This is a genomic window from Rhizobium sp. YTUHZ045 (assembly GCF_051124255.1).
GTDB lineage: Bacteria > Pseudomonadota > Alphaproteobacteria > Rhizobiales > Rhizobiaceae > Rhizobium.
In genome coordinates this window covers 240,585-257,195 of the sequence record NZ_CP101432.1, presented here as the reverse complement: position 1 = coordinate 257,195, position 16,611 = coordinate 240,585, and the positions used below count along the sequence as shown (strand labels likewise).

Below are 16,611 nucleotides of genomic sequence, written 5' to 3'. Positions count from 1 at the left end.
CGTGCGATGACCACCACAACCCGCCGCCACCCGATCGCGGGCAACTGGGCAAGCCTGCTCTTACCGATCGCCGACGACGACAGCATCGATTTCGAAAGGCTGACCGAGGAAATTGACGTACTGATCGCCGCCGGAGTCGACGGCATCTATTCGAACGGAACGGCGGGAGAATTCCACAATCAGACGGAAGCCGAGTACGAGCGAATTCAGGACGTGCTGGCGTCGCGATGCCGCTCGGCCGGAATGCCGTTCGTCATCGGCGCCTGCCAGCCCGATCCGATCCTCATGCTCGATCGGTTGCGCCGCGCAACCGTTCATAAGCCATTGGCGATCCAGGTGATCCTTCCCGACTGGTGGCCGCTCACCAATCTCGAAGCCACCGATTTCCTGAGGCGCGCGTCGGAGGCGGCGGAAGGAACCCCGCTCATTCTTTACAATCCGCCGCATGCGAAGCGGGTCCTGTCACCAGCCGAGCTTCGTGACGTTTGCGGCCCCTGCCCGTCAGTGGTCGGGATGAAGATCGCCGATGGAGACGCTGGCTGGTATGCGCAGGCACGAGCCCATCTTTCCGAATTTTCGCTGTTCATTCCCGGCCACCATCTCGCAACCGGCATGAAGCAGGACGTTGCTGTCGGGGCGTTTTCCAATGTTGCCTGTCTTCATCCCCGCGGCGCCCAGGCCTGGACGGAGCTGATGCATGGGGATATGGACGCCGCGCTGGATATCGAAAGCCGCATCTGCGCCTTTATGGACAATCACATCGTCCCGTTTCGCCGTGACCGTGGCTATTCCAATGCCGCGCTCGACAAACTGCTCGCTGTGATCGGCGACTGGGGTCCGGTCACCACAAGGCTGCGCTGGCCTTACCGCTTTATTGATGAGCAAGAAGCGGCAAGTCTGCGCGATCGCGCGCGCATGATTATCCCCGAGCTCTTCGCTCGGTAGAGGACAAGGCGCCGACCGAACGGGATGCTCTGCAGGATCATCATGCCGGAATGCGGGCGATGACCTTGATCTCGAAATCGAAGCCCGCCAGCCAGTTCACGCCGATCGCGGTCCAGTTCGGATAGGGCGGCTTGCTGAAAAGCTCCTGCTTGACGGCCATGATCGTTTCAAACTGGTTCTCGGGATCGGTATGGAACGTCGTCACATCTACTATGTCGTCAAAGGTACAGCCTGCAGCCTCCAGCGTCACCTTGAGGTTTTCGAAAGCCAGCCGGACCTGGCGCTGGAAGTCCGGTTCAGGTGTTCCATCGGAACGGCTGCCGACCTGGCCGGAGACGAACAGAAGATCGCCGGTTCGAATGGCGGCCGAATAGCCGTGTTTCTCGTAAAGAGCATGCCTGTCTGCCGGAAATATTGCTTCGCGTCGGGTCATTGTCGATCTCGCTTCCTTATCGTTGATTCGACACCGCCTCGTCATTTGATATACGGTGCGTATGTGTAGTAAACCGCATACGCATCGTATGTCAAGTTCATATACGTCTCGTATGTGAGAATTGGAGATGAGATGGCAAAGAAACGCAGCGAGACGATGGAGGAAAATCGCGTGAAGCTGATCGCGGCCGCGCGAAAAGCCTTTGCCGAAAAAGGATACGCGGCCGCCTCGATGGATGAGCTGACTGCCGAAGCCGGCCTGACCCGGGGAGCGCTTTATCACAACTTCGGAGACAAGCGCGGGCTGCTTGCGGCCGTTGTCGATCAGATCGACACGGAAATGGCGTCGCGCGCAAAGGAGATCGGCACCCGTGCGGGCGATGACTGGCAGGGCCTGCTCGCCGAGGGCGCCGCCTATATCGAAATGGCGCTTGATCCGGAAGTCCAGCGCATCGTCCTGCTCGATGGGCCTGCTGTCCTCGGTGATCCTTCACAATGGCCGAGTCAAAGCAGCTGTCTTCAGGCAACCAGGCAGACAATCGAGCGCCTTATCGCGCAGGACGCCCTCAAGCCGGTCGACGCGGAAGCAGCCGCCCGGCTGCTCAACGGCGCTGCGCTCAATGCCGCCCTCTGGATCGCTGCCAGTGACGAGCCGGAACATGTGCTACCGAAAGCTGTCGAAGCCTTCGGCGCCTTGGCCGCAGGCCTTCTCAAGGCGTCCGCATAAGCTTGCGATATACTGGCGGCAAATCGGGAATCTTGATGGAAGAGAGCAGTGCGGAGTGGGCCAACACTGTCGTCTGTCACCAGTAGCTCCCGGAAACCAGAAAAACAGCACCGACCGCAATGACAACCAGCGCCGGCCAGTTCCGCGCCAAGCTGAGAAATCTCAGGCCTTGGCGCCGAGGTTCGAGCGTGGCGCCGCCTTGCGGCATCAGGTGCGGATCACTCGGCTTTCGGCGAAGCGTCGGCCGCAAGAGAAAAACAAGGCCACCAATTATGAGAGCGGCACCAATTAGAACTGCCCACATCGTCACCTCCGCCGGAGATACGTGGTGCGAGTTAAACCAGATCCTGCTGTGATTGTTCCGTTGGCCGATTGAGCTGCTGCTTCTGGCATTTGCGGCTTTTCAGGATAAACGGATTTGTCACTGCCCGGCCAAACATGTATTCGATCGCCGAAAAGCTCTTGCATCAACCTTGGCGGCTGTTCTGCCGCGCCCCAACCGAACGCGATTTGCAAATGACTGAACATGCCATGACCTGGGGGATCGCCGGCCTCACTGCAATGGGCGTCGTCGTCCGTCCCTTTCGGTGGCCGGAAGCGATCTGGGCCGTCTTCGGCGCCCTGCTCCTGCTCGCCTTCCGCCTGCTCGGACCCCATGATGCCCTGGCGGGCGTTGCCAAGGGCGGCGACGTCTATCTCTTTCTGATCGGCATGATGCTGCTCTCCGAACTTGCTCGCCGCGAAGGCCTGTTCGACTGGATCGCCGCCATTGCAATCGCCTACGCCCAAGGATCACCCCGGCGCCTCTTCGTGCTCGTCTATCTTGTCGGCGTGGTTGTCACCGTCTTTCTTTCCAACGATGCGACGGCCGTGGTTCTGACGCCGGCCGTCTATGCCGCCTGCCGGACGGCGCGGGTGAAGGATCCGATGCCTTATCTGTTGATCTGCGCCTTTATCGCCAATGCCGCAAGCTTCGTCCTGCCGATTTCAAACCCCGCCAATCTGGTGATCTTTGCCGGCGGTGACATGCCGCCGCTGTCCCGCTGGCTGTCGACATTCATGCTGCCGTCGATCATTTCGATCGTCGCCACGTTCCTCTGCCTCTACTGGACGCAGCGCCGCGCCCTTGCAGAAGACACTCTTGCCGCCGACACGCAGCGGCCACCCCTCTCCCGCAGCGCCCGCCTGGCAGGATGGGGAATCCTGCTGACGGCCATTGTTCTGATCGCGGCCTCGGCGATGCATGTGGATCTCGGCGTGCCGACCTTTGTCGCCGGCACGATCACCACCGCGATCGTTCTGATGCTGACGCGGCAAAGCCCGGCCGAGACGATGAAGGGCATCAGCTGGAGCGTTCTGCCGCTAGTCGCCGGCCTGTTCGTCATCGTCGAAGCGCTCGATCACACCGGCTTGACGAACATTCTCTCCGATCAGCTGGCTGCGCTTGCCTCGTTCTCGCAATCGCAGGCGATCGGCGTGGCGGGCCTGCTCGTCGGCGTAATCTGCAACCTCGTGAACAATCTTCCGGCCGGCCTGCTTGCCGGCAGCGTGGTGCAGGCCGCCGGTGTCTCCGACAAGATTGCCGGCGCCGTGCTGATCGGCGTCGATCTCGGCCCCAATCTGTCGGTGACAGGCTCGCTGGCGACGATCTTGTGGCTGTCTGCCCTGCGCCGCGAAGGCCTGCATATCGGCGCCTGGACCTTTCTAAAACTCGGAACCGTCGTCATGTTCCCCGCACTCATTATGTCTCTGGGGTCGCTCTTCCTGTTTTGAGTGCCTACAGGCGAGACGCATGCCGCTCTAACCTTTTGGATCTACACAATTATCTGCTAAAATGGCGCGAGCGGCCTTCATGCAGGCAGTTTCCGGAGCAAGAATTTACTTGCGCAGCGAATGCGACACATTCGAACGCCTGACGGCCATTCAGCGGGAGGATCGATGATGGGCATCATCGACGAGCGTGAAGAAGCACTCGAGAAAGAGTACATAGTGAAGCTTGAGCGTTCGTTCCATATCCAGGCGAGGCGCGACCGGATGCTGGCACGCTGGGCGGCCGAGCTCATCGGACGAACCGACTTCGACGTCTATTTCGACGAAGTCATTTCCGCCGGGTTGCTGGAGTCATGCGATGAGAACGTCTTCAGAAAGATTCTCAGCGACCTGCAATATGCAGACGTCGCTATCAGCGCTCAGACGGTTCGCGAGAAAATGAAGCAGCTTCTGCTTGAAGCGGCAAGGTCCCTCGACGAAGCCGGCTAAAGCCTTTCCGGGCGATGTGCGCCAGCTTGCCGGCACTTTCGTGCCGGAGAAGACATCTCATGACCGTCTCTTCCCGTCCGGCGCAGGCCCTCATGCCAGCTGAGCGCCTCCCCGGGGAGATGAGGCGTCTGGTCGCCGCGTCATTTGCGGCGCGGCAAGACAAACGGATCAACCGCGATCTTGCCGCCACCGAACACGATTAATGCCAGCGCCATTGCCGCCCAGGGCAAATGAAAATTCGCCCAGCCATCCGGGATGGTGAGCTGGATAATCGCCGTCATCAGCAGCAGACCGAGAGCAGCAAAGCGTGTGGCCAGGCCGAGGATCAGCAGAATTGGCAGGACCAACTCTCCAATTCCGGCGGCCGTCGCCATCGTCAGAGGAAACGGGTAGGCAACTGCGCTACCGAAGATATGAAGCTTGAACTCCTCCTCGAAAAGATATCGTGCGCCCGATGAAAGCGTCAGGAAGCCGTCCCATTTCGTCAGCCCCGACTTGAAGAAAGGAATAGCCAGCGCAAAACGCAATGCCAGCAGCGGCAACGACTTGGGAACGGAAGCGAGCAGCGCTTCAGCGCGTGTGACGAAGGAGGCAGCGGCAGCACCAAAGCCGTGCGAAGGGGCCACTTCGGTTTTCATGTGGAGTTTCCTTTATACTGTTGAAGGGCGCTGAACGCGCCGAGACCGGCAAGACCGACCAGCGCCGTTCCGAAATCAAATCCGGGGGCAGCTGCAAATGCCGCCTTTGCCGCCTCGCCAAGAGTGGCGGCGTTGAACAAGGCGGCTGCAAAGATGGCGTCCCGCGGTGGCAGGACATGAACATTGACCGACATTTCCGGTCGTGAGACGAGGACCGCTTGCCCACGCCAATCGAAGACCGGCGAAACCATCTCCTCTTGATGTGCGCTCCAGATCGAACCAACCGGAAAAATCGACTGGATCAGGTGTGCCGATGGGTGTGGGACGAGCCGCAAGTCCGAAAGCATCTCCGGCGTCACGGCTTTGAACGCCGCAAGATCGAGAGGCGCGCTGTCGGCGGCGTGGTAAGCGTCTGTCCAGGCCGCCTCGAGCCGGGCGATATCGGGCAGGTAAGCAAGCGCTCTTGCAGGTTCAAAAGCTGCGATGAAATCCGGGAAATCGTCGCCATATTGCATGATCAGCGGTGAGCACGGCTTGTGATCCTGGGCATAGGCGCGCGCCATGGCCAGAAAGAATTCCGAACCAACGAGCCTCTCCGTCACCGGAAAGCGTTGCGCTAATGCCTTTGTGAGCCCGACGAACACATTGTTGCGGTAGACGGCAAACCGCACCGTGTCGGGTTTGCCGCGTGCGTTGATGACGCCGTCGGGCACCGGCCGGTCGGCATGCAGCAAGGCATCGGCGAAGGCAGTTTGGCAGGTTGCGAAATCCATCGTTACGCCGCCCGGATCCGGTGCCCGCCGCGGCGAAACGTTTCGGCGGCGAGCATCGCATCCGCACGTTTCGCCTCTGAATACAGTGTGGCGAAATCCGGAACATTATTGTCCCATTCAATCAGCGTCGGGAGTGCGCCGGTGCGCGCGAGGGTATGTGCGTAGAGCGCCAATACATCGCTCTTCACTGCCGTCGCGTGCGCGTCGATCAGCAGCCGGTCGCCGGTGGAGTCGACGGTTTCGTCGTAGCCGGCAAGGTGAATCTCGCCGACGAGCTCGACCGGAAAACGATCTATATAGGTGGCGGCATCGAGCCGGTGGTTCACCGCCGAGACCATCACATTGTTGACGTCCAGCAGAAGGCCACAGCCCGTCCGCTGCGCGATCGCCCCCAGAAAATCCACTTCATCGATCGTACTGTCGGCGAACAGTATATAGGTGGAAGGGTTTTCCAGCAGCAATTGTCGCCCGAGCGCCTGTTGCGTTTCATCGACATGGTCGACGACGCGTGCCAGCGTTTCTTCCGTGTAGGGTAGCGGCAACAAATCGTTGAGAAATCCCGTTTCATGCGTCGACCAGGCCAGATGTTCGGAAAAGCTCTGCGGCCGATAGCGGTCGATCAAGCTGCGAAGTCGATTCAGATGCGCCTTGTCGAGCCCACGCGGCGAGCCGATCGACAAACCGACACCGTGCAGCGACAGCGGATAGTGTTCCGTGATGGCCTGGAGATAGCGATGCGGCGGCCCACCTGCGCCCATGTAGTTCTCGGCATGGACCTCAAAGAAGCCGACATCCGGCAGATCGGCCAGAATAGTCTCATAATGCTCGGGCTTTAGGCCGAGGCCGCCCCGTGCAGGCAGCAGGACAGGTCGGGTTGTCGAAGCAGTCATCGCATTCTCCCGGTTTGGCGAGAAAAGATGGAGGCCCGAGCATTGGGCCTCCCCTTTAGAGTCAGCCTTTGGTCGGCTCGAGCTTACCCATGTGCCCCTTGACATTCATGCTGGTGCAGGTGCCGGCTGGGACTGCCTTCCAGGCGTTCCCCTGATAATCCATCGTCGATGTACCTGCGCAGGTCGTGCCGGCACCGGCGGCACAATCATTGTGACCCTTGAGCGCGATGCCATAGCATTTCTCCTTGCCCACCATTTTCTCCGCCGGCAGCGGTGCGGCGAAGGCGGCGGATGAAATCGCAGTGGCAAGCGAGCCTGCGAGGGCAAGGGTCAGAGTGGAACGGTTCATGGATGATCTCCTCTTGAAAGGTCCGCGTACCGATCATCGGCCGCGTAATCCCTCTTTCGAGCCGACGATCCCGCTTGTTACAGCCACGACGAACACGAATTGGTGATCGGCCTTTTCAAGACGCCTGCTGCGGGCGATGACAGAATGTTGGAGCCGGCACTGCAAACGGCCCCTCACGCATGTCTTTGGATGAGATGTCGAAGCTCGAACTCGTCCGCGCTGAGGGGAAATGACTCAGCTTATGGGTATTCACCTGTGACGGCTTCAAGGACCAGCGGTCCTTCCGCCTCCAGCCTGACACGGCCCCTGCCGACGCGGGCGAGGCGGATGGGCGCCTGCTTTTCTTCGAGCCGACGGCGCAACAGCAAGAGCCGGGTCTCGAGATTATCCTTGATCTCCGGCATGCGTGCGCCGGCCGTCAACCGCATTTCCCGGTTGGTGAACTCGCTTCTGCCGTCGCTCAGATGCCAATCGAGCATGAGGCGCAGCAGAGTGCCGGCAACGCCCTTCACGATGTAAGTGCCATCGATAAAGACGCTGTCATCGAAGCGGTGATGGACGACGCGGATTTCTTGGCCGGCCGCAGCAGGCTCAGGCGTGCTGATCGCAGGTCTCTGTTCGGCGGCAGCCGCTGCCCGCTCGCTGGCTCTCAGAGCGCCGGCCGCCTGTCCCGCCAGTATCTCGAGAGCAGCCTCGTCCTCTTCGCGAAAAGCGAGCCGCTCCGGACTCTCGATGAAGAGTACGCCCGTCACTGTGCCGCCGGCAATCATGGGAACTGCAATCTGGCTCATCGCCGCCGGCAAATGCGGGAAAGCGATCGTGCGCGTCGCGTTTTCAGCCCCTTCCGCCTCCAGGCCGATCGCTTCGCCAAACCGGCGCACACGGCTCATGTCACTGACCTTGATCGTCTGTCCACCCGCTGCCGCAGCCCCGATCAATCCATCGCCGCCTGCGATTTCCGATCCGAGGCCCGAGCGCTCGTAGCCGATGCTGCCTGTCGTGATCAGGCAGCCGCGATGGTTGTCGTGGATGAGCACGAGCGCGTTGCCGTATCCCAGCACGTGCTTGACGCCGGTGAGCAGGTTGTCGATGATCTCATCGGCCTCCGACTGTCGCTCGATCGCCTTGATCGCCTTGGAAAGATCAGGGAGGCTGACAGGCACCCGGCTGCTCGGCGGCGAAGCTGTTTCCACCGGCGAGGGAACCTTCTCAATTCCGTACACCCGGAAAATATCGGCGCTCCTCAGCCGCATGACATCCGACATGCCGATCTGCGCGCTGCTCGCCTTGAGCTGGCGGGCGATCTTGTCGAACAGCGGGCCGGCATCGACCGAACGAACGAAACCAATGTCGAGCAGGAACTGATCGCCGGTGAACCCTTCCACCAGGATCAGCGTGACCTTTGGATTGGCGCGTATATTCGCCGCCGTCTTGGCGAAGAACTGGTTGGAGAGTGCGACATGCTCCTCATCGACCCGCACCACATGGGAAAGATAGGATATGTTCGGCATGCCGTCGGCCGATGCCGTGGCGATGATGGAGGGAATGACACCCTCGAAGCAGGCGGAAAGATCGGAAAGCCGCAGATTCATTGGGACCGCGCGCCAACATAGGTGCCCGCCAGCATGCCGGCGAGCGGGCCGGGCGTCTGGACATATATTTCACTGATCACCAGCCGGGCGACCCGCGCCTCACGCGCCGTCAGCCATGGCGAGATGAGATGCCGGGGGACGCCGAGCGATTCGAGCTCGTTCGTCGCCGCGGTGATGAAGTGATCGGCGCGATCGAGGTCGGAACTCTGGATCTCTCGCATGCCGGCGCTCCCCTTCAGCTGGAAACTTACATAATCCGAAGGGGTTACGAAGGTGACGGCGATCCGCCCGGTCTGCCGGATACCGATTTCGAGCCGCGGCCACTGCCAGGCTGAAAAGATGACGTCGATCGTTTCTCGGTCTTCCAAAAGATGGAAGCCGACGCCGCGTCCCGCCGAAGGACGGCCGGTCTCGTCAGCCACCGCGATGATGCACATCAGCGGCCTGTTGAAAAAATCGAGGAGCCTGTCGTCAAGCCTCACTGCCGCCCCCATTGCTTGCCCAATCCTCCTTAGCAAACTTTTAGGATTCCCGGTACGGCTTGCACATTCATTTAGTAACGCCGGTTTTTTCGCTGCGCTATAGAAGCGACGTACCGGCTCAACGGCCTCGACTATCATCACACCTCCGGTGTTCGGCGGCCCCGTGCCGCCGGGCGAATGACAATCGCGCCCGCCCCGCATACCGGAGCGGGCACGGATTTCTGCGTTTCGCCCCAGGGCGAAACCGCCGGCGGTCGATGCGTCACGAATTTGGAGAAAGAGAAATGGAGAAGTTTGATCATGCGGCGGTTTCGCCGCCGGGGCATGGGATGCCGGCAATGGCCTTCGGCAAGCATGTCATCCGTATTATGGCGGGCAATACCGGCGGTTCGCTCGGCCTGTTCGAAGCGTGCGTGCTGCCTGGCGAAGGTCCGCCACTGCACGTGCATGAGCGCGAGGACGAGTTGTTCCGCGTTCTTTCCGGCCGCTTCGGCTTCTGGTGCGCCGGCGATTATGTCGAACTCACGGAAGGCGGCTCTATCGCCTTGCCGCGCGGTGTGCCGCACCGGTTCCGCAATGTGGGGCAGACGGAGGGCCGCCTCATGGTCGTCGTCACGCCGGGCGGGTTCGAAAGCTTCTTTCCGATCGTCGAACTCTGCAAGCCGGAAACGCCCGAGCAGATCGCCTCGATCGCCAGGGGCTTCGGCCTGACCTTCCCACCCGAGGACGATCGCAAGGTCGCCTGAACCAACGCAACCACGTCTCGATAATGAGCAACGGTCCACTTGAAAGGAGACCGAACGATGACACATGCACCTTCGAACGAAAACGCAATGCCCCTGACAGCCCCGCAGCTCGATGCCTATCTGGCCCGGATAGGCGTCGAGCGGCCATCCCGCCTAGATATCGACAGCTTGTCCGACTTGCATCGCGCCCATCTCCTGAGTTTCACATGGGAGGCGTTGGACGCTTTCATGGGATGGCCCTCCGCGGTCAGCCCGGCTGCGGCATTCGCCAAGATGGTCGAGAGGCGGCGCGGCGGCTGGTGTTATGAGATGAACGGCCTCTTCGGCGCCGCGCTTGCTGCACTGGGCTTCCGTGTGACGCGCCTTTGCGGCGCGGTGGACCGGGAGAAGCTTGGCGACATCGCCATCGGCAATCATCTGACGCTGCGTGTCGATCTCGACCATCCCTATCTCGCCGAGGTCGGCATAGCGGACGCCATCATCGAGCCGGTGCCGCTTGTGGCCGGGCCGATCAGCCAACGCGGCTTCGATTTCTCCATCATGCCGGCCGACGGGAGCTGGCTGCGTTTCAATAATCATGTTCTCGGCATCGCGAAAAGCTTCGATTTCCGGCTCGACCACAGCGACGAAGCCGCGATGGCCGCAACACATGGCTGGCTGATGCAAGATCCCGGCTCTCCTTTCACCAATGCGCTCGCGGTGTTGCGGCATACGGCGGACGGCTATGTCGCCCTCCAGAACGACCGTCTGCGCCGCGTGACGGCGAACAGCCTCAGCGAGGAGCCCATTACGAGCGCCGCCCATCTCGGCGACACGTTCGAGACAGTCTTCGATCTCGACATTCCCCGGTCCGACCGCGTCTGGGAGCGCCTCCAGACGATCCGCCGCGACAAGGCTGCGTGAGCCGACAACCTCATCATTTCCCATCCGAGGAACCATCAATGCTTCGCACAACTGCACTCGCCCTTGCTCTTACCTTGAGCACGACCTTCGCTGCCCTTGCCACCGCAACCGATCCTGCGCCGGGTGGGGCCTACAAGACCGATCCCTCGCATTCGAGCTTCAATTGGTCATTCGACCATTCCGGCCTGTCCCACTACACCGCGCGCTTTACCGGGGTCGATGCGCGGCTCGACTGGAAGCCCGAAAAACCTGAAGCCTCCACGCTTTTGGTCACCATCGATCCGCTTTCGGTCCGCACTGATTATCCATGGCCTAACAAGGTCAACTTCGATGCGGAGATCGGCGGAGACGACAGCTTCCTTGCAGCCAAGGCGATCACCTTCGTTTCCAAGGCGATCCATGTGACGGGCGAGAAGACCGGCACCGTCGAAGGCCTCCTGACCTTGCGCGGCGAGACGCACCCGGCAAAACTCGACGTCACCTTCAACGGCTCAATGGCGAAGCACCCAATGATGGGCGTCCCGAAGATCGGTTTCTCGGCGACCGGCGGCATCCGCCGCAGCGATTGGGGACTGGATTTTGCAATCCCCGAACTCGGCGACATCGTCACCTTCGCGATAGAAACGCAGATGGTGCCGGCTGATTACTCATTCCAGTGAGAAGCAAGGCGAGCGGCAGGTCCAACCGGACCTGCGCCGCCTGCGGTGGATCGGGGCCGATTTCGCTGGAAATGGCGACGCGACCCCTTTATCTTACAGGCGATGGCGTGTGCTGCGTGCGCCGCGGGCTTTCCCGAAATCGACGGAGACTGAAGATCAACCTTCCAAAACACAGGGAGCGCTGACCGGTGTCGCAGCCTATCTCTCCAGGTCTCATCCGATCCACCCTTCGCCAGTTCCTCGATAGCGAAGCTTCGGGCGGTCTCGTGTTGATGGCAGTCGCGTTGGCGGCAATCGTGACGGCGAACTCACCGCTTGCAGAGGGTTACTTCCACGCACTTCACATCTATCTGGGGCCGCTCAGCCTGCTGCACTGGATCAATGACGCGCTGATGGCGCTGTTCTTTCTCCTCGTCGGGCTCGAGATCAAGCGCGAAATGCTGGACGGCCAACTCTCCAGCTGGAGCCGCCGCATTCTGCCGGGTGCGGCGGCACTGGGAGGCATGCTGTTCCCCGCCCTCTTCTATATCTTGTTCAACCGGGAAAACCCGGCCGCCCTGCGTGGCTGGGCGATACCGACGGCGACGGACATCGCGTTCGCGCTCGGCGTCATCTCGCTGTTCGGCCCGCGCGTGCCTGCCTCGTTGAAGATCTTCCTAGCGGCACTGGCGATCATCGACGACCTGGGGGCGGTCGTGGTGATTGCGCTGTTCTACACCAACGATCTCAATCTTCTGGCGCTTGCCGGGGCCGCGGCGGTGCTCGGGGCGCTTTACGGCATGAACCGTGCCCGTATTCTGAAGCTCTGGCCGTATCTGCTGCTCGGCGCCGTGCTCTGGGTGCTCGTCTTCGCATCCGGCATCCACGCAACACTGGCCGGCGTTCTTCTCGCTCTTGCGATTCCGCTGAAGGTGACGCCAGGAACACCCGAAGCAAGCCACGACCAGTCGCCGTTGCACCATCTCGAGCACGTCCTCTACAAACCCGTTGCCTTCATCGTCGTTCCGATCTTCGGCTTCGCCAATGCCGGTGTCTCCTTCTCCGGCGTCTCGGCAGCCACGCTGACGGAGCCATTGACGCTCGGCGTAGCGGCAGGCCTGTTGCTTGGAAAACTGGTCGGCGTTCTCGGCACCGTCTTCCTGCTCGTCAAACTCGGTCTCACCGACCTCCCGGCAAAGGCGAGCTGGGGGCAGATGACCGGTGTGGCCGCCCTCTGCGGCATAGGCTTCACCATGAGCCTTTTCATCGGGCTGCTTGCATTCAACGATCCCGACGTCCAGGACCATGTGAAGATGGGTATCCTGCTGGGGTCTCTGCTGTCCGGTCTGGTCGGCGCGGCGATGCTCGCAACATTCAATCGCCGATCCTGAGAGAGCGGGGCTGCAGGTCTCCATGAAGAACCCGGCCGATGGCGTCCTTTGTTTCGGCCGGAAGAGACGTCCCGTTTTGGAATCAAACATCTACAAGAAAAGCCTGCTCGAATTGTGCGCAAATTTTGGATAAGGTCGGCCCGTCGCTGGCCTAGCCGTGACTTTTGTCTATTCGCTATTTTATTATCCCGAGCCAGCATCGATTACACTTCGGTTTTAAATGTCGGTACCTTTACGTTCAACCTCACTGCAGAATAGATGCCGCAGCTACAGTGTTGAAGATCTCATGGCGCACGCCTCCTTTGCTGCAGCTCTGCGCGAATCCGCATCCGAGTTACTGGCAATTCATCGCAGAGCTCCCAGAATAGTGCGTTATGTGGCCGATCTGCAGAAGTGGCTGCTCAGCCAGGCGGCATTGGCGTTGCATTTTGAGCGGAAACTCAACCCGTCCTGCCCCCCTTTGACCGCTTCCAACCTCGCAAAGTTTCTCGTTGAGAACCACATCGCCAGCCACAACACCGTCGTCTCGCATATGAAGGAGATGGCGTATTACAAATTATTCGAGCCGGTGGAGACGACGGATCGGCGCGCCAAACCGTTACAAGCGAGCGCCTATGCTGAAGCCTTGATCCGGCAATGGTTCGAGGGGCACCTTCGTTCGCTCGACGGCATGGATGCGGGAGATCGCTGTCGGTGGTCGGAAGCGGATGAGACAATTCTGTATCGCGCTCAGCCGCGTATTGCACGTCGACTGTTTAACCATCCGGATTGGTACAGCCCGCCCGAAAGCATTGCGCTGTTCGTGAGGTCCGAATCCGGAAGCAACATATTGCACGACCTCATGTCGCGTGTGCCACTGGCACCGGTCGTAGGTGAACGAACCTGGGTGGGCGATGTCTCCGCTCAATTGACCGCAGCCGAATATGTCATTTCCCGCAGTCATGCCAGCAGATTGCTGGCGGCCGCGCGAACTCAAGGATTGCTGGGATGGCAGGCTACCCAAATGAGCGGAGATTGCTGGATTTCCGCGCGATTCGTCCTCGACTACAGACGCTGGCAGGCCACGAAATTCTCGGTTATCTCCGAGGTTTTGGCGAGTATCGAGTAGATGCGTGCCTGTGATCGCGCCGGCGAATGTTTTTCAAGAACGGCACAGATAGTCTCGGCCGCCCTGCCCGGACCTACACGCTTCATGTGATATGCTAGGGTGCCCGCGTGGCTGAGGTTAAGCCGCGATCAGGTTCCGAACGCCGCGGACGGCGACGGCCGCAGCGGCGTGTCGTCGATGTCCATGAAATCGCCTCGTTAAGGTGGATAAGTTTTGTAGAAGATTGCAAATCTCCGCAGCCGGAGTCATTCATGCGGGCGCCGATCGAGCGGCAAGCCCTGCTCAAGCAGCTGCGAATATTCTGCCCAGAACCACGATGCCTGCCGAAGGAGAAAAGCGAATGCGTGTCTTGGTTCTGACTGTTGTTCGTCTCGGACCTGCTTTGGTCTATGCCATCGGCGCAATATTTGCCGCCAGCATGCTACTGCTGGCGATGTATCCATCACGCCCGTTTGCTTGGGCGCTTTACCTGACTTTGCTGCCGGTGTTGCGCCTACCCCTTATGTTACTTAGCGTGGCGGGGATGGGAGCGTGGGAGCTTCTCGCGGCGTTTGCATCGATGGCGATTTTCGGCGTCTATCTTTCTTTTCATCCGAAACGGTTTCTTAGGGCACGCTTCGTTCATGCTCATATTGCGCTGATCGGTTTGGTGCTTGCCAATGCGGCTGCAAGCACAGCTGAAGCAGGTCGCATCGGGACGTCACTCCCCGGTTATGTCGACTGGTCACTGCCGTTGCCTACCGCGCTCCTCGGAACCGCGTTGATCATCCTGGCCGCCCTCGCGTGCCTTTCTACTCATGCCGAAATCATCCGAGGCATCCGGATCCGGGCCTGCATTGATCGGCTGCTGGAGCATCGCGTGTCCTTGCATTGACGGACGCCGGTGTAAGTCACATCCCCAATAGTTGGTATTTACCGATTTAATCAGTTGCGATTGCCATTTCTCGCAACCGTGCGAAGATGCGTTCAAACAACGCGGGGGTACCAATGAGCAATCGACACTTGATTATTGCAGACATTATCGGCCGTATTGGAATCTGCTCCTATTCAATACTAGGTGTGTGGACGAAGATCACACGGATGATGACGACCGGCGACTATCCGTCCAGGGGCGTCGTATTCCTAATAGCTGAGATCGCTGCGATCTTATTTATCGGCATGATGTGTGTCGTGACCCTAACGAGAATGCCCCAAGTGCGGTCTGCGCGCGGCGTTGAACCATACCTGACGGCAATGGCAGGCACCTTCCTCTTCCTGCTGATCGCCTTCCTGCCGCCGCCAATGGTATTGCCAGATACTGTGCGTCTTGCCGCAACGGTTTTGATGATCACTGGCTGCCTTTCATCGGCATATATGCTTGCGATCCTCGGCCGCAGTTTCAGCATAGCACCGGGTGCAAGAGCTCTGGTCACAACGGGGCCATATTCCATCGTCCGCCACCCGCTCTATCTGACCGAGGAGATATTCGTTATCGGGATGATCCTGTTCAGCTTTTCTCCGTGGACGGTATTTCTCGGAATCGTGCATTGGTGCCTGCAACTTCGCCGGATGATTAACGAAGAGACGGTTCTCCGGGCGGCATTTCCAGACTACCGATCATATGCCGAGCGCGTCCCCAGGGTGGTTCCGTTTCTGCCCATGCGCGGCAAACGCGCCACGACCACTGCGTGACGGCTTGTGAATGCTCTTTTCTCGCCAGGCTTGGTGATCGAGGGGTTGACGGACAATCATGATCTGGTCGCTACAGGTACTGCGTTTCATCGCCGCATTGATGGTCGTCTACCTGCATGCGGCGCTGACGGCCTACCAAGCCACCGGATCAAGCGGGATTTTCCCGCCGATGATCCAGGTTGCGGGCACCGCCGGCGTCGATATTTTCTTCGTCATTTCCGGGGTCATCATCACCCGGACAGCGCGCGGCCTGACATGGCAGCAATTCGCGTGGAAACGAATTCGTCGCATTCTCCCGATGTACTATCTCGCATCTATCCCGGCAGCATTCATCGCCGCAAAATCCGGCTTCGGCTGGCGGGAGACAATCGCGACGCTAACCCTGTGGCCGGCGTTGGATCAGATGGCAGCGCCCGTCCTGCCTGCCGCATGGACGCTCTGTTTCGAAATGCTCTTCTATGGGGCGGCGACGCTTGTCCTCCTCGACCGGCGTTACCTGCCGGCGATCCTCGGGATCTTCGCGGTGTCGCTGACGTTCCGATCGACAGCGCCGGTTTTCCAGTTCCTCGGCAACCCCATCATCCTCGAATTCATGATCGGTGCCGCCTTGGTGTACGCGCCGGCAGTCAAAGGCGCGAGATGGGGCATACCGGTTGGCGCAATCGCAATTCTCGCCGCCGGCTCGCTCGGCATGGCACCCCACGGCGATACGCTGGACTTCCTGATCGGTCAGGATGCTATGCAGCGCGTGGCAGTTTATGGCATTCCTGCCGGATTGATCGTTTTCGGCACTATGCAGATCAATGTCGGAAAGAGCGTCTGGGCTTACCTCGGAGAGGCCTCATACACGCTCTATCTCTTTCACACAGTCCCGATTTCGGCACTGCTGACGCTGTGGATATTCTATCCCTTGCCGCCCGATATCATCATCGCGATCGGTGTCGCGGTCTCCCTGCTGTTCTGCTGGCGCATTCACGAGAAGGTTGAAAAACCGCTCCTGAGACTATTCAACCGATTGCCCCGCGGCGTAGTTACGGGGCGATCGCTGTCAGATAGGTATTAAGCGC

Annotated in this window: 20 protein-coding genes; 12 read left to right on the top strand and 8 right to left on the bottom strand. The window is 60.1% G+C overall.

Annotated elements, in window-relative coordinates; translation table 11 throughout:
* Positions 1-6 precede the first annotated feature (6 nt).
* Positions 7-945, top strand: coding sequence for a dihydrodipicolinate synthase family protein (locus NMA58_RS01315; protein ID WP_430956932.1), 939 nt, complete (start codon positions 7-9; stop codon positions 943-945).
* 40 nt (positions 946-985) lie between these two features.
* On the opposite strand, the gene NMA58_RS01310 is transcribed toward NMA58_RS01315, so the two are convergent.
* Positions 986-1,378 (bottom strand): RidA family protein, encoded by a 393-nt coding sequence (locus tag NMA58_RS01310; RefSeq protein WP_430956931.1) that lies wholly within the window; start codon positions 1,376-1,378, stop codon positions 986-988.
* A gap of 132 nt (positions 1,379-1,510) precedes the next feature.
* Here NMA58_RS01310 and NMA58_RS01305 point away from each other — a divergent pair, with 132 nt between their 5' ends.
* Positions 1,511-2,104 (top strand): TetR/AcrR family transcriptional regulator, encoded by a 594-nt coding sequence (locus NMA58_RS01305; protein WP_430956930.1) that lies wholly within the window; start codon positions 1,511-1,513, stop codon positions 2,102-2,104.
* Between the two features lie 76 nt (positions 2,105-2,180).
* On the opposite strand, the gene NMA58_RS01300 is transcribed toward NMA58_RS01305, so the two are convergent.
* A complete protein-coding gene (locus tag NMA58_RS01300) occupies positions 2,181-2,408 on the bottom strand; it encodes a hypothetical protein (protein WP_430956929.1) in 228 nt (75 codons plus the stop codon).
* A 212-nt stretch (positions 2,409-2,620) separates the two neighbouring features.
* Between NMA58_RS01300 and NMA58_RS01295 the strand changes: the two genes are divergently transcribed.
* Positions 2,621-3,877, top strand: coding sequence for an arsenic transporter (locus NMA58_RS01295; RefSeq protein WP_430956928.1), 1,257 nt, complete (start codon positions 2,621-2,623; stop codon positions 3,875-3,877).
* 165 nt (positions 3,878-4,042) lie between these two features.
* Positions 4,043-4,363, top strand: coding sequence for an ATPase inhibitor subunit zeta (locus tag NMA58_RS01290; RefSeq protein ID WP_434712048.1), 321 nt, complete (start codon positions 4,043-4,045; stop codon positions 4,361-4,363).
* Positions 4,364-4,503: 140 nt separating this feature from the next.
* On the opposite strand, the gene NMA58_RS01285 is transcribed toward NMA58_RS01290, so the two are convergent.
* The 6 genes from NMA58_RS01285 to NMA58_RS01260 form a co-directional block, all read right to left on the bottom strand.
* Entirely contained in the window at positions 4,504-5,001 is a 498-nt protein-coding gene (locus NMA58_RS01285; protein ID WP_434712047.1) for a DoxX family protein, read from the bottom strand.
* Positions 4,998-5,774: an HvfC/BufC N-terminal domain-containing protein gene (locus tag NMA58_RS01280; RefSeq protein WP_434712046.1), complete on the bottom strand. Its 777-nt coding sequence runs from the start codon at positions 5,772-5,774 to the stop codon at positions 4,998-5,000. Before NMA58_RS01280 ends, NMA58_RS01285 begins: the two co-directional genes overlap by 4 nt.
* 2 nt (positions 5,775-5,776) lie before the next feature.
* Positions 5,777-6,664, bottom strand: a complete 888-nt coding sequence (bufB, locus tag NMA58_RS01275) for an MNIO family bufferin maturase (protein ID WP_434712045.1) — start codon at positions 6,662-6,664, stop codon at positions 5,777-5,779.
* A 61-nt stretch (positions 6,665-6,725) separates the two neighbouring features.
* On the bottom strand, positions 6,726-7,013 hold the full coding sequence (locus NMA58_RS01270; RefSeq protein WP_085776890.1) for a BufA1 family periplasmic bufferin-type metallophore: 288 nt from the start codon (positions 7,011-7,013) through the stop codon (positions 6,726-6,728).
* Positions 7,014-7,252: 239 nt separating this feature from the next.
* A complete protein-coding gene (locus tag NMA58_RS01265; protein ID WP_434712044.1) occupies positions 7,253-8,605 on the bottom strand; it encodes a GAF domain-containing protein in 1,353 nt (450 codons plus the stop codon).
* Complete coding sequence (locus NMA58_RS01260) at positions 8,602-9,099, bottom strand: pyridoxamine 5'-phosphate oxidase family protein (RefSeq protein WP_434712043.1); 498 nt, start codon at positions 9,097-9,099, stop codon at positions 8,602-8,604. The genes NMA58_RS01265 and NMA58_RS01260 overlap by 4 nt, the downstream gene beginning before the upstream one ends.
* Positions 9,100-9,371: 272 nt before the next feature.
* On the opposite strand from NMA58_RS01260, the gene NMA58_RS01255 reads away from it, so the two are divergent.
* From NMA58_RS01255 to NMA58_RS01220, 8 genes are all read left to right on the top strand, one after another.
* Positions 9,372-9,833: a cupin domain-containing protein gene (locus tag NMA58_RS01255; protein ID WP_097600281.1), complete on the top strand. Its 462-nt coding sequence runs from the start codon at positions 9,372-9,374 to the stop codon at positions 9,831-9,833.
* Between the two features lie 57 nt (positions 9,834-9,890).
* Positions 9,891-10,736 carry an arylamine N-acetyltransferase family protein gene (locus NMA58_RS01250; protein WP_434712042.1) on the top strand — a complete coding sequence of 282 codons (846 nt, stop codon included), beginning with the start codon at positions 9,891-9,893 and terminating at the stop codon, positions 10,734-10,736.
* Between the two features lie 38 nt (positions 10,737-10,774).
* Entirely contained in the window at positions 10,775-11,395 is a 621-nt protein-coding gene (locus NMA58_RS01245; protein ID WP_434712041.1) for a YceI family protein, read from the top strand.
* A gap of 188 nt (positions 11,396-11,583) precedes the next feature.
* Positions 11,584-12,765 carry a Na+/H+ antiporter NhaA gene (nhaA, locus tag NMA58_RS01240; protein ID WP_430956915.1) on the top strand — a complete coding sequence of 394 codons (1,182 nt, stop codon included), beginning with the start codon at positions 11,584-11,586 and terminating at the stop codon, positions 12,763-12,765.
* Between the two features lie 286 nt (positions 12,766-13,051).
* Positions 13,052-13,873 carry a hypothetical protein gene (locus NMA58_RS01235; protein ID WP_430956914.1) on the top strand — a complete coding sequence of 274 codons (822 nt, stop codon included), beginning with the start codon at positions 13,052-13,054 and terminating at the stop codon, positions 13,871-13,873.
* Positions 13,874-14,213: 340 nt separating this feature from the next.
* Positions 14,214-14,747 (top strand): hypothetical protein, encoded by a 534-nt coding sequence (locus NMA58_RS01230; protein ID WP_430956913.1) that lies wholly within the window; start codon positions 14,214-14,216, stop codon positions 14,745-14,747.
* 113 nt (positions 14,748-14,860) lie between these two features.
* A complete protein-coding gene (locus tag NMA58_RS01225) occupies positions 14,861-15,544 on the top strand; it encodes a methyltransferase family protein (protein ID WP_176536332.1) in 684 nt (227 codons plus the stop codon).
* 58 nt (positions 15,545-15,602) lie between these two features.
* Complete coding sequence (locus NMA58_RS01220) at positions 15,603-16,607, top strand: acyltransferase family protein (protein ID WP_434712040.1); 1,005 nt, start codon at positions 15,603-15,605, stop codon at positions 16,605-16,607.
* Positions 16,608-16,611: the final 4 nt, after the last annotated feature.

Coding starts and splice junctions, on each gene's coding strand:
- NMA58_RS01315 (WP_430956932.1), top strand. CDS start 7: ATGACCACCACAACCCGCCGCCACCCGATCGCGGGCAACTGGGCAAGC.
- NMA58_RS01310 (WP_430956931.1), bottom strand. CDS start 1,378: ATGACCCGACGCGAAGCAATATTTCCGGCAGACAGGCATGCTCTTTAC.
- NMA58_RS01305 (WP_430956930.1), top strand. CDS start 1,511: ATGGCAAAGAAACGCAGCGAGACGATGGAGGAAAATCGCGTGAAGCTG.
- NMA58_RS01300 (WP_430956929.1), bottom strand. CDS start 2,408: ATGTGGGCAGTTCTAATTGGTGCCGCTCTCATAATTGGTGGCCTTGTT.
- NMA58_RS01295 (WP_430956928.1), top strand. CDS start 2,621: ATGACTGAACATGCCATGACCTGGGGGATCGCCGGCCTCACTGCAATG.
- NMA58_RS01290 (WP_434712048.1), top strand. CDS start 4,043: ATGATGGGCATCATCGACGAGCGTGAAGAAGCACTCGAGAAAGAGTAC.
- NMA58_RS01285 (WP_434712047.1), bottom strand. CDS start 5,001: ATGAAAACCGAAGTGGCCCCTTCGCACGGCTTTGGTGCTGCCGCTGCC.
- NMA58_RS01280 (WP_434712046.1), bottom strand. CDS start 5,774: ATGGATTTCGCAACCTGCCAAACTGCCTTCGCCGATGCCTTGCTGCAT.
- bufB (WP_434712045.1), bottom strand. CDS start 6,664: ATGACTGCTTCGACAACCCGACCTGTCCTGCTGCCTGCACGGGGCGGC.
- NMA58_RS01270 (WP_085776890.1), bottom strand. CDS start 7,013: ATGAACCGTTCCACTCTGACCCTTGCCCTCGCAGGCTCGCTTGCCACT.
- NMA58_RS01265 (WP_434712044.1), bottom strand. CDS start 8,605: ATGAATCTGCGGCTTTCCGATCTTTCCGCCTGCTTCGAGGGTGTCATT.
- NMA58_RS01260 (WP_434712043.1), bottom strand. CDS start 9,099: ATGGGGGCGGCAGTGAGGCTTGACGACAGGCTCCTCGATTTTTTCAAC.
- NMA58_RS01255 (WP_097600281.1), top strand. CDS start 9,372: ATGGAGAAGTTTGATCATGCGGCGGTTTCGCCGCCGGGGCATGGGATG.
- NMA58_RS01250 (WP_434712042.1), top strand. CDS start 9,891: ATGACACATGCACCTTCGAACGAAAACGCAATGCCCCTGACAGCCCCG.
- NMA58_RS01245 (WP_434712041.1), top strand. CDS start 10,775: ATGCTTCGCACAACTGCACTCGCCCTTGCTCTTACCTTGAGCACGACC.
- NMA58_RS01235 (WP_430956914.1), top strand. CDS start 13,052: ATGGCGCACGCCTCCTTTGCTGCAGCTCTGCGCGAATCCGCATCCGAG.
- NMA58_RS01230 (WP_430956913.1), top strand. CDS start 14,214: ATGCGTGTCTTGGTTCTGACTGTTGTTCGTCTCGGACCTGCTTTGGTC.
- NMA58_RS01225 (WP_176536332.1), top strand. CDS start 14,861: ATGAGCAATCGACACTTGATTATTGCAGACATTATCGGCCGTATTGGA.
- NMA58_RS01220 (WP_434712040.1), top strand. CDS start 15,603: ATGATCTGGTCGCTACAGGTACTGCGTTTCATCGCCGCATTGATGGTC.